The 25,164-nt window shown below is 69.6% G+C and carries 18 protein-coding genes; 11 read left to right on the forward strand and 7 right to left on the reverse strand.

All coding sequences use genetic code 11. The features are described 5' to 3' along the window. Window positions 1-1,167 (reverse strand): alpha-hydroxy acid oxidase, encoded by a 1,167-nt coding sequence (locus tag PGB34_RS21300; protein ID WP_271430114.1) that lies wholly within the window; start codon window positions 1,165-1,167, stop codon window positions 1-3. Between the two features lie 289 nt (window positions 1,168-1,456). On the opposite strand from PGB34_RS21300, the gene PGB34_RS21305 reads away from it, so the two are divergent. The 6 genes from PGB34_RS21305 to PGB34_RS21330 all read left to right on the forward strand — a co-directional run bounded on the left by PGB34_RS21305 (window position 1,457) and on the right by PGB34_RS21330 (window position 8,490). Then, window positions 1,457-3,223: an L-lactate permease gene (locus tag PGB34_RS21305; protein ID WP_271430115.1), complete on the forward strand. Its 1,767-nt coding sequence runs from the start codon at window positions 1,457-1,459 to the stop codon at window positions 3,221-3,223. Window positions 3,224-3,278: 55 nt separating this feature from the next. Continuing rightward, the gene (gene lldR, locus PGB34_RS21310) at window positions 3,279-4,040 is read left to right on the forward strand and encodes a transcriptional regulator LldR (protein ID WP_271430116.1); all 762 of its coding nucleotides are present in this window, start codon (window positions 3,279-3,281) and stop codon (window positions 4,038-4,040) included. Window positions 4,041-4,118: 78 nt separating this feature from the next. Then, complete coding sequence (gene purU, locus PGB34_RS21315; RefSeq protein ID WP_271430117.1) at window positions 4,119-4,964, forward strand: formyltetrahydrofolate deformylase; 846 nt, start codon at window positions 4,119-4,121, stop codon at window positions 4,962-4,964. A gap of 7 nt (window positions 4,965-4,971) precedes the next feature. Continuing rightward, on the forward strand, window positions 4,972-5,346 hold the full coding sequence (locus tag PGB34_RS21320; protein WP_271430118.1) for a CidA/LrgA family protein: 375 nt from the start codon (window positions 4,972-4,974) through the stop codon (window positions 5,344-5,346). Then, a complete protein-coding gene (locus PGB34_RS21325) occupies window positions 5,339-6,064 on the forward strand; it encodes an LrgB family protein (protein WP_271430119.1) in 726 nt (241 codons plus the stop codon). The genes PGB34_RS21320 and PGB34_RS21325 overlap by 8 nt, the downstream gene beginning before the upstream one ends. A 230-nt stretch (window positions 6,065-6,294) precedes the next feature. Further along, window positions 6,295-8,490 (forward strand): TonB-dependent siderophore receptor, encoded by a 2,196-nt coding sequence (locus tag PGB34_RS21330; protein ID WP_271430120.1) that lies wholly within the window; start codon window positions 6,295-6,297, stop codon window positions 8,488-8,490. Window positions 8,491-8,500: 10 nt separating this feature from the next. Here PGB34_RS21330 and PGB34_RS21335 read toward each other — a convergent pair whose 3' ends face one another. From PGB34_RS21335 to PGB34_RS21350, 4 genes are all read right to left on the reverse strand, one after another. After that, complete coding sequence (locus tag PGB34_RS21335) at window positions 8,501-8,944, reverse strand: YXWGXW repeat-containing protein (RefSeq protein ID WP_271430121.1); 444 nt, start codon at window positions 8,942-8,944, stop codon at window positions 8,501-8,503. A gap of 170 nt (window positions 8,945-9,114) precedes the next feature. Continuing rightward, window positions 9,115-10,434 carry a GDSL-type esterase/lipase family protein gene (locus PGB34_RS21340; RefSeq protein ID WP_271430122.1) on the reverse strand — a complete coding sequence of 440 codons (1,320 nt, stop codon included), beginning with the start codon at window positions 10,432-10,434 and terminating at the stop codon, window positions 9,115-9,117. A 140-nt stretch (window positions 10,435-10,574) separates the two neighbouring features. Further along, the gene (locus tag PGB34_RS21345; RefSeq protein ID WP_271430123.1) at window positions 10,575-13,883 is read right to left on the reverse strand and encodes a carboxyl transferase domain-containing protein; all 3,309 of its coding nucleotides are present in this window, start codon (window positions 13,881-13,883) and stop codon (window positions 10,575-10,577) included. A gap of 8 nt (window positions 13,884-13,891) precedes the next feature. Beyond that, complete coding sequence (locus PGB34_RS21350) at window positions 13,892-15,514, reverse strand: AMP-binding protein (RefSeq protein ID WP_271430124.1); 1,623 nt, start codon at window positions 15,512-15,514, stop codon at window positions 13,892-13,894. Window positions 15,515-15,611: 97 nt separating this feature from the next. Here PGB34_RS21350 and PGB34_RS21355 point away from each other — a divergent pair, with 97 nt between their 5' ends. From PGB34_RS21355 to PGB34_RS21370, 4 genes are all read left to right on the forward strand, one after another. Further along, complete coding sequence (locus PGB34_RS21355) at window positions 15,612-16,307, forward strand: TetR/AcrR family transcriptional regulator (RefSeq protein WP_271430125.1); 696 nt, start codon at window positions 15,612-15,614, stop codon at window positions 16,305-16,307. 95 nt (window positions 16,308-16,402) lie between these two features. Further along, window positions 16,403-17,380 (forward strand): Bug family tripartite tricarboxylate transporter substrate binding protein, encoded by a 978-nt coding sequence (locus PGB34_RS21360; RefSeq protein ID WP_271430126.1) that lies wholly within the window; start codon window positions 16,403-16,405, stop codon window positions 17,378-17,380. Between the two features lie 57 nt (window positions 17,381-17,437). Then, window positions 17,438-18,685, forward strand: a complete 1,248-nt coding sequence (locus tag PGB34_RS21365) for a branched-chain amino acid ABC transporter substrate-binding protein (RefSeq protein WP_271430127.1) — start codon at window positions 17,438-17,440, stop codon at window positions 18,683-18,685. 92 nt (window positions 18,686-18,777) lie between these two features. Beyond that, on the forward strand, window positions 18,778-22,038 hold the full coding sequence (locus PGB34_RS21370; RefSeq protein ID WP_271430128.1) for a bifunctional cytochrome P450/NADPH--P450 reductase: 3,261 nt from the start codon (window positions 18,778-18,780) through the stop codon (window positions 22,036-22,038). A 286-nt stretch (window positions 22,039-22,324) separates the two neighbouring features. Here the strand turns inward: PGB34_RS21370 and PGB34_RS21375 are convergent, their stop codons facing one another. After that, on the reverse strand, window positions 22,325-22,741 hold the full coding sequence (locus PGB34_RS21375; protein ID WP_271430129.1) for a VOC family protein: 417 nt from the start codon (window positions 22,739-22,741) through the stop codon (window positions 22,325-22,327). Between the two features lie 41 nt (window positions 22,742-22,782). Between PGB34_RS21375 and PGB34_RS21380 the strand changes: the two genes are divergently transcribed. Continuing rightward, window positions 22,783-23,799 (forward strand): TraB/GumN family protein, encoded by a 1,017-nt coding sequence (locus PGB34_RS21380; RefSeq protein WP_271430130.1) that lies wholly within the window; start codon window positions 22,783-22,785, stop codon window positions 23,797-23,799. A gap of 6 nt (window positions 23,800-23,805) precedes the next feature. Here PGB34_RS21380 and gltS read toward each other — a convergent pair whose 3' ends face one another. Next, the gene (gltS, locus tag PGB34_RS21385) at window positions 23,806-25,011 is read right to left on the reverse strand and encodes a sodium/glutamate symporter (RefSeq protein WP_271430131.1); all 1,206 of its coding nucleotides are present in this window, start codon (window positions 25,009-25,011) and stop codon (window positions 23,806-23,808) included. Window positions 25,012-25,164: the final 153 nt, after the last annotated feature.

The raw sequence follows: 25,164 nt of genomic DNA on the forward strand, positions 1-25,164 counted from the left end.
TCAGGCCGTGGGGTAGCTGCCCGGCACCAGAATGCTGCGGTCCACCTGCTGCAACTGGGTGTGGCCGCAGAAGGCCATGGTCACGTCCAGCTCCTTGTGGATGATCTGCAGTGCGCGGCTCACGCCGGCTTCGCCCATGGCGCCCAGGCCGTAGGCCATGGCGCGGCCGATCATGGTGCCGCGCGCGCCCAGCGCCCAGGCCTTGAGCACGTCCTGGCCGCTGCGGATGCCGCCGTCCATCCACACCTCAAGCTTGCTGCCCACGGCGTCGACGATGGCCGGCAGCGCCTCGATGGAGCTGGGTGCGCCGTCGAGCTGGCGCCCGCCGTGGTTGCTGACCACGATGGCGTCGGCGCCGGCCTGTGCGGCCAGCTCGGCGTCCTCGGGCACCATGATGCCCTTGAGGATCAGCTTGCCGCCCCACTGTTCCTTGACCCAGGCGATGTCGGCCCAGGACAGGCGCGGGTCGAACTGCTCGTTGGTCCAGGCTGCCAGCGAGCTCATGTCGCTCACGCCCTTCACATGGCCCACCAGGTTGCGGAAGGTGCGGCGCTGCGTGCCCAGCATGCCCAGGCACCAGCGCGGCTTGGTCGCCAGGTTGATGATGTTCCTGAGCGTGGGCCGCGGCGGCGCCGTCAGGCCGTTCTTCAAATCCTTGTGGCGCTGGCCAATCACCTGCAGGTCCAGCGTCAGCACCAGCGCGGAGCATTTGGCGTCCTTGCAGCGCTGGATCATGCGGGCCATCGATTCACGGTCGCGCATCATGTAGAGCTGGAACCAGAAGGGCGCGCTGGTGTTCTGCGCGATGTCCTCGATGGAGCAGATGCTCATGGTCGAGAGCGTGAACGGGATGCCGAACTTCTCGGCCGCGCGCGCGGCGTGGATCTCGCCGTCGGCATGCTGCATGCCCGTCAGGCCCACGGGCGCGATGGCCACCGGCATCTTCGCGGCCTGGCCGACCATCGTCGTGGCCGTGCTGCGGTTTTCCATGTTCACGGCTACGCGCTGGCGCAGCTTGATGCGCTGGAAATCCGCTTCGTTGGCGCGGTAGGTGCCCTCGGTCCACGAGCCCGAATCGGCGTAGTCATAGAACATGCGCGGCACGCGCTTTTCAGCCAGCACGCGCAGGTCTTCGATGTTGGTGATCTTGGAAAGGTTGGTGGTCATGGCTTGTTCTTGGACGGGCGCATACGCGCGAGCGCGCGGATTTGCGCCGGAGTATGGCGCAGCCCCGGCCGGCATGGCCGGCTTCCGGCCTAAATTGGTATTACCAAATCACTGGGGAAACTACTTAACTGACGTATTTTCCCTGCATTTTGAGCAGAGTTAATGCTGGAAGGATCAGCAATTGTGAACTGATAATACCGATTTTGGCTCGTCAGGATCGGTTGTGCGGGGTGCCCAGGGGGCGCGTCGTGGCTCAAACCTGCGACCTTCCTCTTTGGAGACATGACGGATGAACCTTGGGTACACGCTCTTGGCCTTGGCCCCGATCGCGGTGGTTTTTCTTCTGATGGTGGTGCTGGGGCGTTCGGCCAAGCTGTCCATGAGTTCGGCCTATGTGGTCACGGCGGCGCTGGCGCTGTTCGTCTGGCAGGCGCCGGGGGCCATGGTGGCGGCCGCCACCGTCAACGGCATCGTCACCGCCATCACGCTGCTGTTCATCGTCTTCGGTGCGGTGCTGCTGCTGAACACGCTCAAGGAAAGCGGCGCGCTGCGGGCCATTCGTCAGGGTTTCATGGACGTGTCGCCCGACCGGCGCGTGCAGGTCATCATCGTGGCCTGGCTCTTCGGTTCGCTGATCGAAGGCTCCTCCGGCTTCGGCACACCTTCGGCCGTGGGCGCGCCGCTGCTGCTGGCCCTGGGCTTTCCAGCCATGGCGGCGGTGATGTCGGTGCTGGTGATCCAGTCCACGCCGGTGTCCTTCGGCGCGGTGGGCACCCCCATGCTGGTGGGCGTGCGCTCGGGAATCGACAACAAGGCTGATGTGGCGCAACTGATCGCGCCCCTGCAGCCCATGGACTATCTGCTGCAGATCGTCACCCATGTGGCCTTCGTGCACGCCGTGGTCGGTTTCGTGATTCCGCTGATCCTGTGCGGCATGCTCACGCGCTTCTTCGGCGCGCGCCAGTCCTTCACCGAGGGGCTGAAGGCCTGGAAGTTCGCGCTGTTCGCGGGCCTGGCCTTCACCGTTCCCTACTACCTGATCGCGCGCGTGCTGGGCCCCGAGTTCCCCTCGATGGTCGGCGCGCTGGTGGGCCTGGTGGTGATCGTGAGCGCAGCGAAGAAGGGCTTTCTGGTGCCGCGCGAGAACTTCGACTTTCCGCCGCGCGCCGCCTGGGAAAAGAAGTGGCTGGGCACTGTGGCCGACGACGCCGACGACGGTACCGCCACGGCGCCGAAGTTCTCGGTGCTGCGCGCCTTCTCGCCTTATGTGCTGGTGGTGGGGCTGCTGATCCTCACGCGTACCGTGGCGCCGCTCAAGGCCTTCCTGACCGGGCCGCTGACCACGATCAAGCTGCCAGCGCTGTTCGGCACAAGCATCTCGCCGTCGGCGCAGTTCCTGTACTCGCCCGGCTTCATCCTGATCCTGGCTTCGCTGGCCTGCCTCTTCATTTTCCGCATGCAGCAGGGCCAGTACGGCCGCGCCGTGAAGGCCTCGGCCCACACCATGGTCGAAGCCGCGCCCGCGCTGCTGCTGGCCGTGCCGATGGTGCAGGTGTTCGTCAACTCGGCCTCGGCCGATGGTTCGATGATCAGCATGCCGCTGATGCTGGCCCAGGGCGCCGCGGCGCTGGCCGGTGACGCCTGGCCGAATGTCTCGCCCTGGGTGGGCAGCCTGGGCGCCTTCATCGCCGGCTCCAACACCGTGAGCAACATGATGTTCGCGTACTTCCAGTTCTCCACGGCCCAGCAGATCGGCCTGAACATCGACCAGTCGGCCATCGTCGTGGCGCTGCAGGCGGTGGGTGGCGCTGCCGGCAACATGATCTGCGTGCACAACGTGGTGGCCGCGGGCGCCGTGGTGGGCATGATGAACCGAGAGGGCGAGGTGATCCGCAAGACGCTGGTTCCCATGGCCTACTACTGCGTGCAGGCCGGCCTGATCGGCCAGGCGCTGATCACCGGCAGCGTGCTGTGGTGGGCAGCGGCAGTCGTGTGGCTGGTGCTGGTCTTTGGGGTGCTGGGTGCGATGAAGGGCAAACCCCTGGCAACGGCCTGAGACCGCCGGCGCATCATTGCCAGCCTTCGCGAACCCCACTTTTGCTGAGCTGCGCATGCGAGCGTCGGACCCCGTGATCGAGAAGCTGCAGGCCCTGGTGCAGCAGCGGCAATGGCAGCCGGGCCAGCGGCTGCCGGCCGAGCGCCAGCTGGCGCTGGAGCTGGGTGTCTCGCGCACGGCGCTGCGCGAGGCCATCCACCGGCTGGCCGGCCAGGGCGTGGTGCAAAGCCGGGCGGGCTCGGGCACCTACCTGTGCGAACAGGCGCCTCATTGGCACACGCAGGCCACCGCGCCCCTGGTGCCGCTGATGCGCGAAGACCCTGAATACCGCTACGACGTGCTGGAGACGCGCGCCGCGCTGGAGCGCAGCACCGCGCGGCATGCCGCACTGCGCGCCACCGCGCAGGAGCGCGACCGCATCCGCCGTTGCTTCGAGCAGATGGTGGGCCACCAGCAGCGCGGCGAAACCGACCTGTCTGCGCGCGCCGACGCCCAGTTCCACCTGGCCATTGCCGAGGCTTCGCACAACGTGGTCATGGTGCAGGTGATGCGCAGTCTCTTCGAACTGGTGACGGTGTCGGTGGCGGACAACCGGCGCATCATGTTCAACCATGAAGATCCGCGCTCGCTGGAGCAGCTCACGCGTCAGCACCACGACCTGGTGCAGGCCATCCTGGCTGGCGATGCGGACCGGGCCCAAAGCGTGATGGACGAGCATCTGGCCTACGTGCACCAGAAGCTGGTGCAGTCCGACGCGGACGCGGCGCGGCAGGCGCGCCTGGGGCGGCTGGCCGCGGCCCATCGGGCGCCGGGCTGAGGCTGCGTCCGGCGCGAGGGGCTGCGCCGGCCCTGCGCCAGCGCACCGATGGCCACGCTGCGACAATCGCCCCCCTCTATGAGCGCCTACATCCTGACCCTGTCCTGCCCCGACCGAGTGGGCATCGTGCATGCCGTTTCCGGTTTCCTGCTGGAGCGCGGCGGCAACATCGAAGAAGCCGCCCAGTACAACGACCACGGCACGGGCCTGTTCTTCATGCGCGTGCGTTTTGCCTGCGAGCAGGTGCCCGAGGCGCAACTGCGCACCGAGCTGGGCGAGCTGGCCGGCGGCTTCGGCATGAGCTGGCGCCTGCATGCGGCCCACACGCCGATGAAGACCGTGCTGCTGGTCAGCAAGGAAGGCCACTGCCTCAACGACCTGCTGTTCCGCTGGAAGAGCGGCCTGCTGCCGGTCGACATCCGCGCCATCATCAGCAACCACCGCGACTTCTACCAGCTGGCCGCCAGCTACAACGTGCCCTTCCACCACATCCCGGTGACGGCCGCGACCAAGGCCCAGGCCGAGGCCAGGCAGCTGGAAATCATCGAGGCCGAAGGGGCCGAGCTGGTGGTGCTGGCGCGCTACATGCAGATTCTGTCGAACGACCTGTGCCGCAGGCTCGAAGGCCGCGCGATCAACATCCACCATTCCTTCCTGCCCAGCTTCAAGGGCGCCAAGCCCTACTACCAGGCGCATGACCGCGGCGTGAAGCTGATCGGCGCCACCGCGCACTACGTGACGGCCGACCTCGACGAAGGCCCGATCATCGAGCAGGACGTGGCGCGCGCCGACCACACCGACACCGTGGAAGACCTCACGGCGCGCGGCCGCGACACCGAAAGCCAGGTGCTGGCGCGCGCCGTCAAGTGGCACAGCGAGCATCGCGTGCTGCTGAACGGCCACCGCACGGTGGTGTTCAGGTAAGGCGCGCATGAACGGCCTGCGCGGCCTCGCCTGGCTGCTGGCCTTCCAGTGCGCGGGCGAGCTGCTCTCGCGCGGCTTTCACCTGCCGCTGCCGGGGCCCGTGCTGGGGCTGGTGCTGCTGTGGGCCGGGTTGCGCTGGCCGCTGGTGCGCGAGCCCGTGGCCGAGTGCGCGGGCTTCCTGCTCACCCACCTTTCCTTGCTGTTCGTGCCGGTGGGCGTGGGCGTGATGACCCACCTGGCGCTGCTCACGCAGTACGGCCTGCGCATCCTGCTGGTGATCGCGCTGTCGACCTGGATCGGCCTGGGCGTGACGGCGCTGGTGCTCTACGGCTGGCCTGGCCGCAGCCGGCCCCTGCCGGGCACGGGAGGCCCCCATGGCTGATTTCGTCGAACTCTGGGTCTACCTCTCGGCCACGCCGCTGTTCGGCCTCACCGCCACGCTGGTGGTGTACCTGCTGGCGCAGGCCTTCTACGTGCGCATGGGCGCGGCGCCCTGGGCCAATCCGGTGCTCTGGTCGGTCGTCACGCTGGCAGTGCTGCTGACGGCCACGGGCGTGAGCTACCCCAGCTACTTCTCGGGCGCGCAGTTCATCCACTTCCTGCTGGGGCCGGCCGTGGTGGCCCTGGCCTGGCCGCTGTGGCAGCGCCGCGCCGAGCTGCGCGCGCGCGGCGCACGCGTGCTGCTGGCGGCCTTGCTGGGCGGCGGCGCGGCCAGCGTGTCGGCCGTGGGCCTGGCCTGGGCTTTCGGGCTGCCGCCCGAGGTGGTGCTGTCGATGGCGCCGAAGTCGGTCACCGCGCCCGTGGCCATGGGCATTGCCGACAAGATCGGCGGCGTGCCCGCGCTGTCGGCGGTGTTCGCCGTGCTCACGGGCATGGTGGGCGCGCTCACGGGCAAATACCTGTTCGACCTGCTGCGCGTGCCGGCCGCCGGAGCGGGCTGGACGGCGCGCGGCTTTGCACTGGGCACGGCCTCGCACGGCATCGGCGCGGCGCGCGCCTTGCAGGTCGATGCCGATGCCGGCGCCTACGCCGGCTTGGCGCTGGGCCTGCAGGTGGTGCTGGCCGCGCTGCTGATGCCGCTGGCCTTCCGGCTGTTCTGAGGGCCGCTTCGGCTCGCCATGGCGCAGGCTGTGGCGTCGAGCCGACGCCACAGTTTGTCCATCTTTGTCAAATAGAACGAAAATCCGCGCTTTCGTCACGCAAGAGGGCCGTCAGCCCCTGCCGTGACCCTCAGCCAGCCGTGCCTCCTGCGGGATGAGCGCTGCAAGCCAGCTTCATCCCTTGTCCCCCTGCAGGAGCATCCATGCCTTCGAATCGGCATCGGGTCGGCATGTCGCCGACCCCCCTGGCGCTGGCCGCCGCCCTTTTTGTGTTCACCCTCCAGGGTGCAGCGCGCGCGCAAACGGCGCCCGCTGCGGAACCCGGCGCCACTGCCACGCCCACCAGCGCCAGCCCCGCCGCCCCCGCGCCGCGGGAGCTGGACGCCGTGACCATCCAGGGCGCCCGTGAAAGCGCCACCACGCGGCTGCCGCTGACCGCGCGCGAGACGCCGCAGTCGCTCAGCACCGTGGACCGCACGCAGATCGAGAGCCAGAGCCTGACCAGCGTCGACGCCGTGCTGCGCAACGTGACCGGCGTGTCGGTGAGCTTCTACGACACCCAGCGCCCGCTTTACTACGCGCGCGGCTTCCAGATCACCGATTTCCAGATCGACGGACTGCCCAGCTACAGCGGCTCCACCAGCCAGGAGTTCGACACGGCGCTGTACGAGCGCATCGACGTGGTGCGCGGCGCCAACGGCATCCTGACCGGCGTGGGCGTGCCTTCGGCCACGGTCAACATGATCCGCAAGCGGCCCAAGCGGCAGTTCGGCGGCTCCGTGGCGCTGTCGGCCGGCTCGTGGAACCTGTACCGCGGCGAGGTGGACCTGAACGTGCCGCTGACGGCCGACGGCAGCGTGCGCAGCCGTTTCGTGATCGCGCCGCAGAAGAAGGACAGCTTTCGCGACCGCTACAAGGAAGACAAGACGGCCCTGCTGGCCGTGGTCGAGGCCGACCTGGGCGAGCGCACGGTGGTCTCCTTGGGCTATCAGCGCCAGAAGAACGACCCCGAGGCGCCGATCTGGGGCACCATCCCGCGCTTTGCCACCGACGGCACCGAGATCGACCTGCCCACCTCCACCAGCTTCTCGCCCTCGTGGACGCGCTGGGACCGCACCTCCGCCACGCTGTACGCCACGCTGGAGCACCAGTTCAACGACAACTGGAGCCTCAAGACCAGCCTGGCGCGCACCGAGGGCGACACCTTCAGCCTGCGCACCTACGGCTACGGCCGCACCACGGCCTTGGCGCCCTACGTCAACCGCCTGAGCGGCGCGGGCACCACGCTGTACGCCTCGGTGGGCGGCGGCGACGAAGTGCAGAACACGCTGGACGTCTACCTCAACGGCCGCTTCAACCTCTTTGGCCGCAGCCACGACCTGGTGCTGGGCGCAAGCCAGCAGCGCACCGTGGCGCGCACCGACGGCTACTACATCCAGCCCGGCTGGCGCTACGACATCCCGAACATCTATGCATGGAACGGCTATGCGCCCATGCCCATCTACTACCGCACCGGCGCCTGGCGCAACCAGACCACCGAGCAGCTGGGCCTGTACGGCTCGGCCCGCTGGCGACTGACGGACGCGCTGTCGGTGCTCACCGGCGTGCGCGTGACCAACTGGGACCGCCAGACCGACAACTACAACGTGCGCGGCTTCTACATCAACACCACCGCGGTGCAGAGCGTGGACCGCAAGGCGACGCCCTTCGTGGGCGTGGTCTACGACATCACGCCCGAGCTGAGCGCCTACGGCAGCTACGGCAAGATCTTCAACCCGCAGAACTACAAGGACCGCAACAACGAGCCGCTGGCGCCGGCGCAGGGCAGCAACGCGGAGCTGGGGCTGAAGGGCCAATGGATGAACGGCCGCCTCAACGGGCACTTCGCCGTCTTCGAAACCAAGCAGGACAACTTCGGCGTGGTCGACAGCAGCGTGCCGCCGTCCAGCCTGCCCGACGGCAGCACGGCCTACCGCGCCGTCGACGGCACCCGCGCCTATGGCTTCGAGGCCGAGCTGGGCGGCCAGATCACGCCGCGCTGGTACGCCAAGGCCGGCCTCACGCGGGCCAAGGTGGTGCGCAACGCCAGCGACCTGATCTACGCCAACCTGCCCGAATACCAGGTGCAGCTTTGGACGCAGTACCGCTTCGACGGCGCGCTGGCGCCGCTGTCGCTGGGCGGCAGCCTGCTGTGGCAGGACGAGATCCAGGGCTTCAACATCCCGCATCCGCTGCTGGGCACCACCACCGTCACGCAGAAGCCGCAGACCGTGCTCAACCTGCACGCGACCTGGCAGTTCAACGACCGCCTGAGCGCCACGCTGGCCATCAACAACGTGACCAACCGCAAGTACTGGGCGAACCTGGACTACGGCAACTACGCCGACCCGCGCAGCGCCATGCTGACGCTACGCGCGAAGTTCTGAAGGTCGCCGATCAGTGGCGGTTGCGGTTGTTCGGCTTGCGGTCGTAGCGGTTGGGCACGCCGTCGCCGTCGCGGTCCCGGTCGTGGCGGTTGCGGACGCCGTCATGGTCGCGGTCGCCGCCGCCACCACTGCGGTCCCAGCGGCCGGCGCGGTAGTCCCAGCGGCCGTCGCGCTCCACCCATTGGGGCGCGTGGTAGGCGTAGCCGGGGCGGGCCCGCAGCCAGGTGCCGCCCACCCAGACATGGCCGCCGCGTTGCCATTCCCAGTGGCCGGGCGCCCACACATAGCCGCGGCGCGGCGGCGGCACGCGCTCGAAGCGCGGCGGCGGCGGGGCCTGGCCGATCTGGACGTTGATCACGGCTTGCGCCTGTGCCGCGGTCGGCAGGGCGAATCCGCCCAGCGACAGCAGGGCTGCGGCGGCGGTGCTCAAGGTGATGCGCGAAAGCGTGCTCATGACGAAATCCTTTTGGGTTTCAGGAGCCTTCATGCTCCGGCCGCCGTGTGAAGCGCGCGTCAAGCTGCGGCGAAGTCTTGTGCGCGTGGGTAGCGAATTGGCAACAAAGGCCGGCAGCGGATGTTTCTGCCGTGGCCGTCTGCAACCGTGAACGGGTTTTTCTCAGGCATTCATTCGCGCAGTTCCTCCAGGTCCACCGCATCGGCCATGGCTGCCAGGCCCGCGGCATTGAGGTGCAGGTGGTCTCCGCTGTCGAAGGCTGGCCGCAGGCGCAGCGGGTGGGCCGCGTCGCGCGTGGCGGCATCGAAGTCCACCACGCCAGCCACGTCCTGCCGGCCCCGGATCCAGCGGTTGACGGCCTGACGCTGCGCTTCATTGTGTTCGCTCCAGGTCGGGGCGCCACCAAAGGGCATCAGCGTGCCCAGCAACAATTTCACGCCGCGGGCCTGGGCCGCGGCCTGCAGTTTCTGCAGACCTGCAATGAGCTGCGGCGCGTCGGCCAGCTGGGCGGCCGGCGCCAGCGGCGAGCGCTCGCCGTTCGCGGTGCCGAAGCCGAGGTCGTTGATGCCGATCAGCACCAGCGCGTGGGTCACGCCGCTTTGCTGCAGCACCTCGCGCTCGAAGCGCTGCAGCGCGCTGTCGCCCACGCCTTCGCGCAGCAGCCGGTTGCCGCCCAGGCCGGTGTTGACCACCGACACGCTCGGGCGCTGGTCGCGCAACCGCACGGCCAGGCGCTGCGGGTAGCTGCCCAGTTCGGTGGTGTCGGCGGCGCCGCCGCCCTCGGTCAGCGAGTCGCCAAAAGCCACCAGCAGCCGCGCGTCGCGCGGGGCCATCACGTCCAGCGCGCTCAGGGCCGGCGCCCAGTCCTGCGCCTGGGCGCCCTGGGGCCGGGGCTGCAGGCACTGGTTGCCCGGCAGCAGCCAGCAGGCGCCGCCCTCGCGCTGCACGGGGTAGCCGGCCGCCACGGAGAAAGGGCGTGCGATGTGAAAACTCAGCGCCAGCGTCTGGCCCGCGCGGGCCGGCAACTGCACGGCATTGCTCCAGGCCGTGGCGCCAGGGGCCAGCGTGAGGCCGGGCTGACCGCCGAAGCGCAGTGGCACCACGGTGCGCGGCGACAGCGCGGCGCCGCCGGTGGCCAGCGCCAGGCTGGCCTGGTCGATCAGCAGCGGCTCCAGCGCCCAGCGGTTGGACAGGCGCACGCGCCACTGGCGCCCGCCCAGGGCGGGCGAGATGCGCAGGCGCACGGTCTGGTCGTTGAACACGCGCGGCGCTCGGGTGGGCAGGCCCGGCGCCACCATCTGGCGCCGGTAGTCGCGCTCGGCCACTGCCCAGGCCGCAAGCCAGCGCGGGCCATTGGCCGCGCCGGCCGACGGCGCGGGGGCGAGGCTGGGGCCGGGCTGGGCCAGCGCGCCCGTGCCGGCGCCGAAGCCGAACATCAGCCCGAGCTGGCCCAGCAGCCAGGCGCGCCGCGTGGGCGCGTGGCCGGGCAAAGAGCAGGGAAGAACCGGGGAAGGGGACGACGACGAGGCAGAAGATGCGCGGGCGGCGGGCATAGAGGGGCGCGGGGCGGCACGGTCGCCGTGCCAAGGCTCGCAGCATGCCGCGTGGCCGCCCTGCGGCGCGCCGGTGCCTACCAGGTGTCGACGTAGGCCACCGGCGCGTCCACCGCGCGGGTGGAGGACTGCAGGCCGCGCAGCAGCCAGGCGCGCGTGTCGGCCGGGTCGATCACGGCATCGATCTCCAGCGTCTGCGCCATGTGCATGGCTTCGCCGTCCGCGTACTGGCGCGCCACCAGTTCCTGGAAGAGCTTGTCGCGTTCGGGGCCGAGCGGCACGGCTTCCAGCTCCTTGCGGTAGCCCAGTCGCACCGCGCCTTCCAGGCCCATGGCGCCGAACTCGCCCGTGGGCCAGGCCACGGTGAACACCGGCGCGTCGAAGCCGCCCGCTGCCATGGCCTGCGCGCCCAGGCCGTAGCCCTTGCGCAGCACCACGGTGAAGTAGGGCACGCGCAGGTGCGCTTCGATCATGAACATGCGGCACACGTGGCGCACCTGCGCCTGGGCCTCGATGTCGGGTCCCACCATGAAGCCCGGCGTGTCGCACAGCGAGACGATGGGCAGGCCATGCGCGTTGCACAGCTGCATGAAGCGCGCGGCCTTGTCGGCGGCCGGCGCGTCGATGGCGCCGCCCAGGTGGTGCGGGTTGTTGGCGATCACGCCCACGGGCCGGCCCTCGATGCGTGCCAGCGCCGTCACCATGCCGGCGCCGAAGCCCGCGCGCAGTTCCAGCACCGAGCCGCTGTCGAACAGGCCCTGCATCACGGCCCGCACGTCGTACACGCGCAGCCGGTTCTCGGGCACCGCATGGCGCAGCACGCGCGGGTCGGCGCACTGCCAGTCCTTCGTCGCGCCCTGGAAGTACGAGAGGTATTGCTTCGCGATCTTCACGGCCTCGGCTTCATCCTCCACCAGCACGTCGATCACGCCGTTGGCCGACTGCACGCTGCTGGGGCCGATCTGCTCGGGCGTGTAGGTGCCCAGGCCGCCGCCTTCGATCATGGCCGGGCCGCTCATGCCGATGTTGCTGGCGCGCGTGGCGATGATCACGTCGCAGCAGCCCAGCAGCGCCGCATTGCCCGCGAAGCAGCGCCCGTGCACCACGCCCACCACGGGCACCTTGCCCGAGAGCGCCGCGAACTGGCTGAAGGTGTGGTTGTTCAGGCCGGCCACGATGGGCATGTCGGTGTCGCCCGGTCGCCCGCCGCCGCCTTCGGCGAACAGCACCATGGGCAGCTTGAGCTGGTGCGCCAGCGCCAGCATGCGGTCCTGCTTCTGGTGGTTGCGCAGGCCCTGCGTGCCGGCCAGCACCGTGTAGTCGTAGGCCATCACCACGCAGCGCGAATCCTCGGCGCCGAACTGCTCGGCGTTGACGCTGCCGATGCCGGTGACGATGCCGTCGGCCGGCGTGTTGGCGATCAGGTCTTCCAGCGAGCGCCGGCGCGTCTGCGCGGCCACGGCCAGCTGGCCGTACTCGATGAAGTTGCCGGGGTTCTGATCCAGCGCGCACAGGTCGGCCACGTTCTCGCGCGCGGTGCGCCCGCCCTGGCCATGGCGCTTGGTCACGGCCTTGTCGCGGTTCTCGTCGAGCGTGAAGGCATGGCGGTCGATGACGCGCTGCAGGTCGGGCCGGATGGCGTCCAGGTCCACCGCCACCTGCGCCTGGGCCTGCACCTGGTCGGCGCCCACGGGCTCCAGCCGAAGCAGGGCCTGGCCTTCGACCAGGTAGTCGCCGGGCGCAGCCAGCAGGGCCACCACGCGGCCGGCCGTGGGCGCGTGCAGCAGGTGCTCCATCTTCATGGCTTCGAGCACGCCCACCTGCGCGCCGGCCGGCACCACGTCGCCCACCTCGACTTCGAACTGAACCAGCCGCGCGGGCATGGGCGCGCGCACGGCGGGGCGGCTGTCGCCGTCGTCATGGGGAGCGGCTGCGGCGGTGGATGCGGGGGCGGCCGGCGCGCCGGTGCGCGGCGCCGCGGCCTCGAAGGCGCTCGCTGCATCGAGCAGCGGCTGCAGCTGCTCTTCGACGAAGCGCGTGTGCACGGCCTGGGTGTCGAACTCGGGCCGCGAGCCGATGGCGCGCAGCAGCGCGAGGTTGGTGGCCAGGCCCTCGATGCGGCATTCGGCCAGCGCGCGCAGGCTGCGGCGCTGCGCGTCGGCAAAGCGCGGCGAGGGGCTGCTGACGATCAGCTTGGCCAGCAGCGTGTCGTAGTGCGGCGAAGGCGCCAGGCCCGCATAGCCCTGCGTATCGACGCGCACGCCCGGGCCGGTGGGCAGGTCGAAGCGCGTGAGGGCGCCGCTGGCGGGGCGCGCGTTGCCCTGCGCGTCCAGCGTCTCGGCGTTGATGCGCCACTGGATCGCGAAGCCTTTTTGCGATGCCGTGGTGTTGGCCGCCACGCCCAGATCGGCCAGCGACTGGCCCGAGGCCACGCCGATCTGCAGCTGCACGAGGTCCAGCCCCGTCACCGCTTCGGTCACCGTGTGCTCCACCTGCAGGCGCGGGTTGGCTTCGATGAACACGAAAGGCAAGGTGGCCGAGTGCTCGTCCACCAGGAACTCGAAGGTGCCCAGGCCGCGATAGCCCACCTGCTGCGCCATGCGCAGCGCCGCGCGCGTGATGGTGTCGCGCAGCGCGGCCGGCAGCGTGGGGCTGGGGGCGATCTCCACCAGCTTCTGGAAGCGGCGCTGCAGGGTGCATTCGCGCTCGCCCAGGCTGGCCACCGACGTGCCGTCGCCCAGCACCTGGATCTCGATGTGGCGCGCCTGCTTCATCAACCGCTCCACGTACACGCCTTCCACGCCGAAGGCGGCACGCGCTTCGGACATGCAGCGCGCGTGGGCCTCGGCCAGGTCTTCGGCGCGCAGCACCGCGCGCATGCCGCGCCCGCCGCCGCCGCCAATCGCCTTGACCATCACGCCGGCGCCGTCCTTGGCCTGCTCGGCGAAGAAGGCTTGCGCCTCACCCAGGGTCACGGCGCCGGGGCTGCCGGGCATCACGGGCACGTCGCACTGCTGGGCCAGCGCGCGCGCGGCGGCCTTGTCGCCAAAGAGCGAGAGCTGCCCGGGCGTGGGGCCGATGAAGACCAGGCCCGCGTCGGCGCAGGCCTGCGCGAAGTCGGCACGCTCGGACAGGAAGCCGTAGCCCGGGTGCACGGCATCGCAGCCCTGGGCCTTGGCAACGGCCAGCAGCGCGGCGATGTCGAGGTAGGCCGAGGGACCGGTGGCCTGCAGCGCCACGGCCGTGTCGGCCAGCTGGGCATGCAGCGCCTGCGCGTCGTCGCGCGAATGCACGGCCACGCTGGCAATGCCTGCATCCTGCAGCGCGCGCACCAGGCGCACGGCGATCTCGCCGCGGTTGGCGATCAGTACTTTGTTGAAACTCATGTGCGGGTTCACTCCACGTCTTTCAGCAGCCGGCGCAGCACCTTGCCGGCACCGGTGGCGGGCAGGGCGTCGATGAAGCGCACATGCCTGGGGGTCTTGTAGGGCGCCATGTTCTCGCGCGACCAGGCGATCAGCGCATCGGCCGTCAGCTCGGCGCCGGGCTTCTTCACGATGAAGGCCTTCACCACCTCGCCCTTGTCGGCGTCGGGGTGGGCCAGCACGGCCGCCTGCGCCACGGCCGGGTGCTTGATCAGGATGGTCTCCACCTCTTCGGGGAACACGCTGTAGCCCGAGACCTTGATCATTTCCTTGAAGCGGCCCGTGAAGCAGAGGTAGCCCTCTTCATCGAACTTGCCCATGTCGCCCGTGTGCACCCAGCCGTCGCGCAAGGTGGCGGCCGTGGCTTCGGGCTTGTTCCAGTAGCCCTTGAAGGTGCCCTTGCTGCGCAGGATGATCTCGCCGAGCTGGCCCGCGGGCAGGTCGGCGCCGGTCTCGGGGTCGATGATGCGGATGGTCACGCCCGGCATCGGGATGCCCTGCGTGCCCCACTTGGCCTTGCCCGGCGGCGTGTAGGTGTCGCAGGTGTGCGTCTCCGACAGGCCGTACGCGGCTTCCTGCGACACGCTGTTGGGCGCGAACTGCCGCCACTGCTGCGCCAGGGGCTCGGTGAAGGCGATGCCGAAGCTGGTCACCGGGTTCATCTTGAGGCTGGACAGGTCGAAGCTGGCGATGTCCGGTTGCTGCATGCAGGCCACGTTCATGGGCGCGATGGAATACCACCAGCTGACCTTGTAGCGGGCGATGGCCTGCAGCACCGCATGCGGGTCGAAGCGGTGCAGCAGCACGCTGGTGGCGCCCGTGATGACGGGCACGTTCACGCCCATCAGCATGCCGGCGATGTGGTACAGCGGCGCGACGGACAGCAGCACGTCGGCGGGCTGCACGGCATTGCAGTCGGCGCACAGCTGGGTCTTGAAGAGCGCGTTGCCGTAGCTGAGCATGGCGCCCTTGGGCAGGCCCGTGGTGCCCGAGGTGTAGGTCATCAGCGCCACGTCGTCGAGCGAGATGTCCACCGGTGCAGGCTTCGCATCGCTGCGCATCGCGGCCAGGAAGTCCTCGCAGCCCGCGGGCACGCTGCGCGCCTCTTCGCGCGCGGCGACCAGCTCGGCCGGCAGGTCCAGCGTGGCATCGCCCGTGGGCAGCAGGTCGGCGTAGTGGACGACGAACACATGCGCGAGCGAGCTTGCGGGGCGCACCTGCTCGACCACCGGCAGCAGCGGCGAGGCCGCGACGATCACGCGCGCCTTCAGGTCGTTCACCTGGTAGGCCAGCTCATGCTCCTTGTTCAGCGGCCCGCTCGGGCACACGATGGCGCCGATCTTCTGGATGCCATAGTGCGCCACGAGGTACTGCGGGCAGTTGTTGAGAAAGAGCACCACGGGCTCGCCCTTGCCCACGCCCAGGGCCTGCAGCCGCGCGCCGAAGGCATCGCTGGCGCGGTCGAGTTCGGCCCAGCTCAGCGTGCTGCCGTACCAGATGCAGGCCGGGTGGTCGGGGCGCTGGCGCGCGTTGTCGCGCAGGTAGTCGTGCAGCGGCTGCTGGGGCCGCTCGGGAAGCTGGGGCGTGTGCATGGGTGTCTCTTGGGTGTCTGGTTCTGAGGGTTATCGATAGCTGCCGGCAGGCCGCTGGCGCTTGCCATGCAGCGATGGTGCTCCAACAATCCTACCGATGGGTAGAACTTTGGAGACAGCGCATAAACCCCCAGCGGCCAATGCGCACCGCCCTCAGGGCACGGGCCGCCAGAAGGCCAACACCGCCAGCACCGAGGCGCAGCGCGACCGCATCCTGGAGGTGGCGGCGCGCCTGTTCGCGGCGCAGGGCTACGCGATCACGACCATCGACCAGATGGCACGTGAGCTGGGCGTGACCAAGCCCTTCGTCTACTACTACTTTCGCGACAAGCAGGAGATCTTCGAGACCCTGTCATGGCGTCCTTCGGTGGACTGCTTCACCGCGCTGGACTTCGCCGACACCGACCCGCGGCGCGCGAGCGAGAAGGTCATCGACGGGCTGGGGCGGCTGATCCGCGCCACCATCTCGCATCACCCGGTGGCCTTCTTCCCCTACCGGGAGCCGCAGGTCTACCGGCCCGAGTACATCGCGGCCGTGAAGAAGCTGGCGCGCCACTTCTACGACAAGCTCTGCCCGCTGCTGGAGCAGGCGCGCCGCGATGGCGACCTGGACTTCAACGAGACCAAGATCACGGCGCTGGCCGCCTGCAGCCTGCCGGGCTTTCTCTACAGCTGGTACCAGCCCGACGGCAAGCTGTCGCCCGACGAAGTGGCCGCGGAGCTGACGCAGCTGGCGGCCCGCGTCATCGGGCTGCGCCAGGGCGCCAGGCAGGAGGGTGCCTCGGCCGCCTGAGCCCTTCTGCTGCCTTTGCTTTCGTCCGGCGCGGCGCGCCTGCGCAGCCGCCGCCGGCCTGCTTTTTTCGAACCGTCAGACTCAAGGAACCCGACATGCAGAATCGACGCACCGCACTGGCGATGCTGGCCGGCACCACGCTGGGCCTGGGCGCCGCCGCACGGGCGGCCACGTCCTATCCGTCCCGGCCCCTGCGCTGGGTGGTGCCCTATCCGGCCGGTGGCGGCTCCGACTTCATGGCGCGCGTGGTGGGCCAGCCGCTGTCGGTGCTCGCGGGGCAGGGCGTGGTGGTCGACAACAAGCCCGGCGGCAACGGCGCCATCGCGGTGGCCGACGTGCTGCGCGCCGCGCCGGACGGCCACACGATGATCAACGTCGACAACGGCACGCTGGTCTTCAACCCGGTGCTCTACCGCAAGCTGGGCTATGCGCCCGACAAGGACCTGCGGCTCGTGAGCCTGCTGGCGCGCGCGCCCATGATCCTGGTGGTCGGCCCCAACCATCCGGCCAGGGACGTGAAGGAGTTCCTGGCCCAGGCGCGCAGCCAGCCGGGCGCGCTGAACTTCGGTTCTGCCGGCGCGGGCACGCCGCAGCACATGGCCATGGAAATGCTCATGCACCAGGCCGGGCTGCGCATGACCCACATTCCCTACAAGGGCTCCGCGCCCGCCCTGGGCGACCTGGCGGGCGGCCAGATCCCGGCGCTGATGAGCGACTACGCGGCCGCGGGCGGCTTCCTGCAATCGGGCAAGCTGCGCGCGCTTGCCATTGCCGACAGCAAGCGCCACCCGCGCCTGCCCGATGTGCCGACCTTCACCGAGCTGGGCCTGCCGGGCGTGGAAGCGACGGCGTTGGTTGGCGTGGCCGTGCGCGCGAACACGCCAGATGCGGCGGTGGATGCGCTGCAGAAGTACATCGCCCAGGCGCTGGCCGACCCTTCGGTGCGCAGCCGCTACACCGACGTGGGGCTGGAACCCGTGGGCAACACGCCGCAGGCCTTCACCCAGCTCATTGCTGCCGAGAACGCACGCTGGCAGCCCCTGATCCGCAGCCTGGGCATCACGCTCGACTGAGCGCGCGCCGCCCCCTTCCTTCACGCCCCTGAGGCACCTTCAAGAAGACTTTCAATCATGCGTTCACTGATCTCGACCACCCTCCTGGCCAGCCTGTCCGTTCTGGGCGCCACGCAGGCCGTTGCACAGAACACCTACAAGGTCGCCTACATCGACATGCTGTCGGGCCCCTTTGCCAACGTGGGCGAGATCATGCTCACCCACGTGCAGTACGCGGTGGAGGACATCAACGCCAAGGGCGGCGTGCTGGGCGGCACCAAGATGCAGCTGCTGCAGTTCGACAGCAAGCTCTCGGCCCAGGAAAGCCAGAGCGCGCTGCAGGCGGCCATCGACCAGGGCGTGCAGGCCGTGATCACGGGCGGCTCGGGTTCGTCGGTGGTGGCGGCGCTGGTGCAGTCGGTCAACCGCTGGAATTCGCGCAACCCGGGCAAGGAGATCGTGATCATGAATCACTCCTCCATCGACCCCGAGCTCACGGGCAAGAGCTGCAACTTCTGGCACTTCCAGACCGAGGCGAACACGGCCATGAAGATGAAGGCCATCGCCAACTACATCAAGAAGACGCCCGAGGTGAAGAAGGTCTTTTTGCTGAACCAGGACTACGCGCACGGCAAGCAGTGGGCCAGCTACGGCCGCCAGCTGGTGGGCCTGGCGCGGCCCGACATCCAGTTCGTGGGCGAGACGCTGCACCCCATGGGCCGCGTGAAGGACTTCGCGCCCTACATCGCCAACATCCGCCAATCGGGCGCCGATTCGGTGATCACCGGCAACTGGGGCCAGGACCTGGCCCTGATGCTCAAGGCCGCGGGCGATGCCGGCTACGACCTGCGCTACTTCAACCACAGCGCAGGCGGCGCCCCGGGGACGGTGACGGCCGTGTCGCAGGCCAAGATGGGCCGCGTGACCTGGGTGGCCGAATGGCACCCGGGCCAGGCCGGCGTGCCCAAGGCCGAGGCGCTGGCCAAAGCCTACAAGGCGCGCACGGGCAAGGACTTCCTGGCGCCGCGCATCGACATGACGCCGCGCATCCTGGCCGCGGCCATCAACAAGGCCGGCAGCCTCGAAAGCCTGAAGGTGGCGCGCGCGATGGAAAACCTGGAGTTCGACTCCGTGGTGGGCAAGGTGCGCATGCGCGCCGAAGACCACCAGCTGCTGATCCCGCAGGTGGTCAACACCATCGCCAAGGTGGACGGCAAGACCGTGACCGTGGGCTGGGAAGGCACGGACTACGGCTTCCAGACCGATGCGGCCTACAGCGGCAACGAGGTGGCGCAAGGGACGGAGTGCAAGATGCAGCGGCCTTGAGCCGCCGGGAAGGCCCTATCAGGGAATATCCCTGCCCGGGCCCTCCCCAGGCGCTCGGGATACTGGCCGCTCCCCATCCCGCGAGTCGCACCATGGCCGGCAAGAATCCGTTGCACCCCATTCCCCACCCGGCGCGCAAGCCCATCGTGGGCAACCTGCTGTCCATCGGGTCCGACTCGCCGGTGCTGGACATGTGGAAGATCGCGCAGGACCTGGGCGGCATCTACTGGCTGGACATGCCGGGCATGCCGGTGGTCGTGATCTCGGACCACGAGTTGGTCAACGAGCTGGTGGACGAAAAGCGCTTCGACAAGAGCACCAACGGCGCGCTGCGCCGGCTGCGTGCGGCCTCGCACGGCCTGTTCACCTCCGACACGCACGAGCCCACCTGGAGCAAGCCGCACAACATCCTGCTGGCCAACTTCAGCCAGCGGGCCATGCAGGCCTACCACCCGATGATGCTGGACATCGCCGAGCAACTGGTGACCAAGTGGGAGCGGCTGAACTTCGACGACGAGGTGGACGTCACGCGCGACATGACCGCGCTCACGCTCGACACCATCGGCCTGTGCGGCTTCGGCTACCGCTTCAACTCCTTCTACCGCGAGAACTTTCATCCCTTCGTCGATGCGATGGTGCGCACGCTCGAGACGGTGCAGGACCGCCGCGGCCTGCCGCTGGAAGAGCTGATGATGAAGAAGCAGCTGGCCCAGCAGCGCAAGGACATCAGGTTCATGCACACGATGGTGGAGGACATCATTCGTGAGCGACGCGCCAGCGGCGCCGACATCGCCACCAAGCCCGACCTGCTGAGCTACATGATCGCGGGGGTCGACAAGAAGAGCGGCGAGAAGCTCGACGACCGGATGATCCGCGACGAGTGCATCGAATTCCTCATCGCGGGGCACGAGACGACCAGCGGCCTGCTGTCCTTCGCCATCTATTACCTGCTCAAGAACCCGGCCATCCTGGCCAAGGCGCAGGCCGAGGTGGACAGCGTGTTCGGCACCGACCTCTCGCAGCGGCCCACCTATGCGCAGGTCAACCGGCTGCAGTACATCCTGCAGATCCTGAAGGAAGCGCTGCGCATGTACCCCACGGCGCCGGCCGTGGCCAAGCGCGCGCTGGCCAACACGCAGATCGGCGAGAACGGCAAGTACACGCTGCACAAGCGCAACATGATCATCCTGCATGCGCTGGCCATGCACCGCGACAAGCGCGTGTGGGGCGAGGATGCCGACGAGTTCAACCCCGAGCATTTCTCGCGCGAGGCCGAGCGCGCGCTGCCGCCCAACGCCTACAAGCCCTTCGGCACCGGCCAGCGCGCCTGCATCGGCCGCCAGTTCGCGCTGCAGGAGGCCATGCTCACGCTGGCGATGGTGGTCCAGCGCTTCAGGCTGATCGACCACGCCAACTACCAGCTCAAGGTCAAGGAGGCCCTGACCATCAAGCCCGAGGGCTTCAGGATCAAGGTGGCGCCGCGCGATCCGGCCGCGATGCGCGCCGCGCAGCCTGTCACAGCCCGCGCCGCGGGCCCCGGCGCGGCCCAGGCCGAAGGCGCAGCCGGCGCCGCGCCTGCCGCGCCATCGGCTGCGCGGCACGGCACCTCGCTGCTGGTGCTGCACGGCTCCAACCTGGGCAGCGCCGAAGACCTGGCCCGCCAGCTGGCCGAGGCCGGCCAGCTGCGCGGCTACTCGGTGCAGATGGCGTCGCTCGACGACTATGCGCAGCGCCTGCCCGCGGCCGGCGCCGTGGCCATCGTCAGCGCTTCGTACAACGGCGCGCCGCCTGACAACGCCGTGGAGTTCTGGCGCTGGCTCGAAGATGCCAACGACGCATTGAACGGCGTGAACTACAGCGTCTTCGGCTGCGGCAACACCGACTGGGCCTCCACCTACCAGGCCGTGCCGCGCCACATCGACGAACGGCTCTCTGACCTGGGTGCCGCGCGCGTGCACCCGCGCGGCGAAGGCGATGCGCGCGAGGACATGGACGGCGCCTTCCAGGCCTGGGCCGAAGGCCTGTGGCCGGCGCTGGCGCAGCACTTCCAGCTCAAGCTCGAGGCCAGCCAGCCCGAAGCCGCCGTGCCGCTGTACACCGTCGAGGAGGTGCCGCCGCCGCAGGCCGGCGGCCCGGTTGATGCGCTGGGCGCGGTGCCGCTGCGCGTGGCCGTCAACCGCGAGCTGCAGCGCGGCGAAGGCGATGCCGCGCCCGAGCGCTCCACGCGCCACATCGAGCTGCTGCTGCCCGAAGGCGTTCACTACCGCGCCGGCGACCACCTGAGCATCGTGCCGCGCAACAGCGCCGCGGTGGTGGCGCGCGCCATGCAGCGCTTCGGCCTGGCGCGCGACGCGCATGTGCGCCTGGCCGCCGCGCCGGGGCGCAAGGCGCTGCTGCCGGTGGGCGAGGCGCAGTCGGTGGAGCGGCTGCTGTCGGACTACGTGGAGCTGCAGGACGTGGCCACGCGGCGCCAGATCGGCGTGCTGGCCGCGCACACGCGCTGCCCCTTCACGCAGAAGTCGCTCGGCGCCTGGCTGGGCACTGATGAGGACGCGGCCGCGCGCTACAAGACCGAGGTGCTCGCAAAGCGCCAGTCGGTGCTCGACCTGCTGGAGGCCTTCCCGGCCGTGGAGCTGCCCTTCGCCCTGTACCTGGAGATGCTCTCGCCGCTGTCGCCGCGCTACTACTCCATCTCGTCTTCGCCGGCCGTGGAGGCAGGCCGCGCCAGCGTGACGGTGGGCGTGGTCAAGGGGCCGGCGCGGTCGGGCCGCGGCGGCGAGTTCGAAGGCGTGTGCTCGAACTTCCTCGCGCGCGCGCAGGCCGGCGACACGGTGCATGGCTTCGTGCGCGCCACCACCGCCGAAGGCTTCGGCCTGCCCGAAGACCCGGCCACGCCGCTGATCATGATCGGCCCCGGCACGGGCCTTGCACCCTTCCGCGGTTTTCTGCAGGAGCGCGCCGCGCGCCAGGCGCAGGGGCTGGCCCAGGGCAAGGCGCTGCTCTTCTTCGGCTGCCGCCATCCGGCGCAGGACTTCCTCTACGAAGACGAACTCAAGGCCTGGGCGCAGGCCGGCCTGGTGACGCTGCACACCGCCTTCTCGCGCCCGGGCGGCGGCAGCGGGCCCCAGAAAACCTATGTGCAGGACCGCCTGCGCGAACAGGCCGATGCCGTGTGGCAGCTGCTGCAGCAGGGCGCGCACATCTACGTCTGCGGGGACGGCTCGCGCATGGAGCCCGACGTGCGCCGCACGCTGGCGGACATCGCCCGCACGCATGGCGAAGACGCCCAGGCGTGGATGGCGAAGATGATCGACGACCAGCGCTACGTGCTGGACGTGTGGGCGGGAAATTAGGGCCTGTTAACGCTATTTCAGGGGATCGCGTTGTGCCGGGAAGGGGCTGGATGCAAGGCGCCCGCGCGCTAGCCAAGGCTGGTGCCTTGCAAGCGTGGGCAACGCCGCAGACGGCCCCTTCCCGGCGCAACCCGAAGGGAAACTCATCGCAGCCCGCCCCTCGGCGTTGCGCTCCTTGTGCGTGCCCATGCACGCACGGCGTCGCGCGCCTTGATGGGCGGGCTGGGATGAGCTTCGCGACCCCTGAAATAGTGTTAGCAGGCCCTAGAAAAAGACTGTGTGCGCCTCACTGCCTGGCGTACACGGCGTCCAGCGAGCGGAAGCCCTTGACCTCGATCGGATTGCCGAAGGGGTCGAGAAAGAACATGGTCCACTGCTCGCCGCTCTGGCCTTCGAAGCGCACCTGGGGCTTGAGCACGAAGTCGGTGCCCGCTGCCTGCAGGCGCTCGGCCATCGCCTGCCACTGCGGCAGCTCCAGGATCAGACCGAAGTGCGGCATGGGCACCAGCGCGTCGCCCACATGGCCGGTGCGCGCGGTGGCGAAGGGCTCGCCCAGGTGCAATGAGATCTGGTGGCCGAAGAAGTCGAAGTCGACCCAGGTGTCGGTGCTGCGGCCCTCGGCGCAGCCCAGCACGCCGCCGTAGAAGCGGCGCGCGGTGTCGAGGTCACGGACGTTGAAGGCGAAATGGAAGATGCTTGGCATGCGCGATTATGGGCAGCCCTGACGCTGCAAGAATCAGGGCCATGTCTGCACTTCGCTTTCTGCGCCGCGCCTGGCACCTGCTGGCCATGGGCTGGTGCGCCGCCCTCGCGCTTCCCCCGCTGTGGGCCGCTGCGCCCGATGCGGCCTGCCCGCCGGCCGCACAGTCGCTGCTCACGCCGCGTGCGCTGCAGGCCGCGCAGCGCCAGCCGCAGGACCGCGGCTTTTTGTGGCGCCTGGAGCGCGACGGCCGCAGCTCGTGGCTGTATGGCACGCTGCACCTGGGCCGCGCGGCCTGGGTGGTGCCCGGGCCGCAACTGGCGGCCGCGCTGCGCGCCAGCGACACGCTGGCGCTGGAGATCGACCCGCTCGACCTCGAGGCCATGAAGCCCCTCTTCGCGCCCGGCGATCCGGTGCGCCGCGCCCAGGTGCTGACGCAGGAACGGCTGCAGCGCCTGCAGCGCCAGTGGCAGGCCGCCTGCGCCCCCGATGGCGGCAGCGCCCAGCAGCGACTGCAGCCGCTGCTGCAGGTCACGGTGCTGGCCGCGCAGTCGGCCCAGCGAGATGGCCTGTACACCGACTTCGCCATCGACCTGGTGCTGGCCGGCTATGCGCGCCACGCCCGCCTGCCGCTGGTGACGCTGGAGACGGCCCAGAGCCAGCTCGCGCTGTTCACCGCCGACAGCGCCAGGGAAGAGGCCGAGCAGATCGACGAGGCGCTGGGCGAGCTGGAAAGCGGGCGCCTGCGCCACCGCATGGGCGAGCTGGCGGCCATGTGGGCGCGCAGCGACTGGCCGCGGCTGCAGGCCTACGAGCAGTGGTGCGAATGCCTGGACACGCCTTCCGAGCGCGCGCAGATGCATCGCCTGCTCGACGAACGCAACCCCGTGCTGGCCGAGGGCATCGAGGCCCTGCATGCGGGCGGCCAGCGCGTGTTCGCGGCCGTGGGCGCGCTGCACATGGTGGGGCCGCAGGGCCTGCCCGCCTTGCTGGCGCAGCGCGGCTTCGTGCTCACGCCGGTGCTGCCGGCGGCGACTGCCGCCGCGGCGGCGGCGCGCTGAGCCCGGCTATTTGAGAAAGCCCATGAAGCTGGTGATGATCACCGCGTTGAAGAAGTCGATGAACAGCGAGCCCACCAGCGGAATCACGAAGAAGGCCTTGAACGAAGGGCCGTTGGCGCGCGCGAAGGCCTGCATGTTGGCCATGGCGTTGGGCGTGGCGCCCAGGCCGAAGCCGCAATGCCCGGCGGCGATCACGGCCGCGTCGTAATCGCGGCCCATCACGCGGAAGGTCACGAAGTACGCGAAGGCGAACATGATGGCCGTCTGCACTAGCAGGATGACCAGCAGCGGCCCGGCCACCGCCGCCAGCTCCCACAGCTTCATCGACATCAGGGCCATGGTCAGGAAGAAGGCCAGCGACACGTTGCCCACCACCTCGAACTGGCGGCCCGGCAACTGCCAGTTGCGCCAGTCGATGAGGTTGCGCATCAGCGCGGCCATCAGCATCGGGCCGAGGTAGGCGGGCAGCGTCAGGCCCAGCGCCTTGAGCCAGTTCACCAGCAGCGTGCCCAGGCCGATGGCCACCATCAGCAGGATCACGGCTCGCAGGATGGTGTCGTCGGCATCGCCCTGCGCTGGCGCCGCGGTTTCGATGAGCGCCTGTGCCGGCGCGTCCTCGGCCGGTGCATGGCGCGGGCCCTGCAGCCCATGGCGGCGCAGCAGCAGCGTGCCCACCGGGCCGCCGATCACGCAGCCGGCCACCAGGCCGTAGGTCGATGCGGCAATGGCCGCGGGCAGCGCGCCCAGCGCGCCGGCCTGCTCCAGCAGCGGACCGAAGGCTGCCGAGGTGCCGTGGCCGCCGGTCAGCGAGATGGAGCCCGCCGCCAGGCCGATCAGCGGATGCGCGCCCAGCGCCTGCGCCAGCGCCGTGCCCACCGCGTTCTGGATGCACACCAGCAACACGGCACAGAACAGGAACAGGGCCACGCCCACGCCGCCCTTCTTGAGCAGCTCGAAGCTGGCCGAAAAGCCGATGGTGGTGAAGAACACCAGCAGCAGGAAGCTGCGGAAGTTCTCGTAGAACTGGAAGCTGAACAGGCCCCACTGGTGCCCGATCAGCGCCACGATGGAGAACAGCAGGCCGCCGATGATGGGCGAGGGGATGAAGTAGCGCGAGAACAGCGGCACGCGCTTCTTGATGTATTCGCCCAGGGCCAGCAGCACGGCTGCGACGGCGACGGTTTGGGCGATGTCCAGTTGGATGACGGGCATGGGAAGCGTCCGGGGAACGGGTTTGCTGGCTGCCGGATGCACGTTGCGCCCCGGGGGAGGGCATCCGCGCTCGTGCGGGCGGCGATGCAGGCCCGGTGATGACGAGGGAAGAAGAAAAAACGCGCCTGCGCGTCGCGCGCTGCGCCAGTGAAA

Origin of the sequence: Xenophilus arseniciresistens, assembly GCF_028023875.1 — a bacterium.
Taxonomy (GTDB): domain Bacteria; phylum Pseudomonadota; class Gammaproteobacteria; order Burkholderiales; family Burkholderiaceae_C; genus Xenophilus; species Xenophilus arseniciresistens.

Excerpts from the sequence above, each read along its gene's own strand:
- PGB34_RS21300 (WP_271430114.1), bottom strand. The coding sequence starts at position 1,167 with ATGACCACCAACCTTTCCAAGATCACCAACATCGAAGACCTGCGCGTG.
- PGB34_RS21305 (WP_271430115.1), top strand. The coding sequence starts at position 1,457 with ATGAACCTTGGGTACACGCTCTTGGCCTTGGCCCCGATCGCGGTGGTT.
- lldR (WP_271430116.1), top strand. The coding sequence starts at position 3,279 with ATGCGAGCGTCGGACCCCGTGATCGAGAAGCTGCAGGCCCTGGTGCAG.
- purU (WP_271430117.1), top strand. The coding sequence starts at position 4,119 with ATGAGCGCCTACATCCTGACCCTGTCCTGCCCCGACCGAGTGGGCATC.
- PGB34_RS21320 (WP_271430118.1), top strand. The coding sequence starts at position 4,972 with ATGAACGGCCTGCGCGGCCTCGCCTGGCTGCTGGCCTTCCAGTGCGCG.
- PGB34_RS21325 (WP_271430119.1), top strand. The coding sequence starts at position 5,339 with ATGGCTGATTTCGTCGAACTCTGGGTCTACCTCTCGGCCACGCCGCTG.
- PGB34_RS21330 (WP_271430120.1), top strand. The coding sequence starts at position 6,295 with ATGTCGCCGACCCCCCTGGCGCTGGCCGCCGCCCTTTTTGTGTTCACC.
- PGB34_RS21335 (WP_271430121.1), bottom strand. The coding sequence starts at position 8,944 with ATGAGCACGCTTTCGCGCATCACCTTGAGCACCGCCGCCGCAGCCCTG.
- PGB34_RS21345 (WP_271430123.1), bottom strand. The coding sequence starts at position 13,883 with ATGAGTTTCAACAAAGTACTGATCGCCAACCGCGGCGAGATCGCCGTG.
- PGB34_RS21350 (WP_271430124.1), bottom strand. The coding sequence starts at position 15,514 with ATGCACACGCCCCAGCTTCCCGAGCGGCCCCAGCAGCCGCTGCACGAC.
- PGB34_RS21355 (WP_271430125.1), top strand. The coding sequence starts at position 15,612 with ATGGGTAGAACTTTGGAGACAGCGCATAAACCCCCAGCGGCCAATGCG.
- PGB34_RS21360 (WP_271430126.1), top strand. The coding sequence starts at position 16,403 with ATGCAGAATCGACGCACCGCACTGGCGATGCTGGCCGGCACCACGCTG.
- PGB34_RS21365 (WP_271430127.1), top strand. The coding sequence starts at position 17,438 with ATGCGTTCACTGATCTCGACCACCCTCCTGGCCAGCCTGTCCGTTCTG.
- PGB34_RS21370 (WP_271430128.1), top strand. The coding sequence starts at position 18,778 with ATGGCCGGCAAGAATCCGTTGCACCCCATTCCCCACCCGGCGCGCAAG.
- PGB34_RS21375 (WP_271430129.1), bottom strand. The coding sequence starts at position 22,741 with ATGCCAAGCATCTTCCATTTCGCCTTCAACGTCCGTGACCTCGACACC.
- PGB34_RS21380 (WP_271430130.1), top strand. The coding sequence starts at position 22,783 with ATGTCTGCACTTCGCTTTCTGCGCCGCGCCTGGCACCTGCTGGCCATG.
- gltS (WP_271430131.1), bottom strand. The coding sequence starts at position 25,011 with ATGCCCGTCATCCAACTGGACATCGCCCAAACCGTCGCCGTCGCAGCC.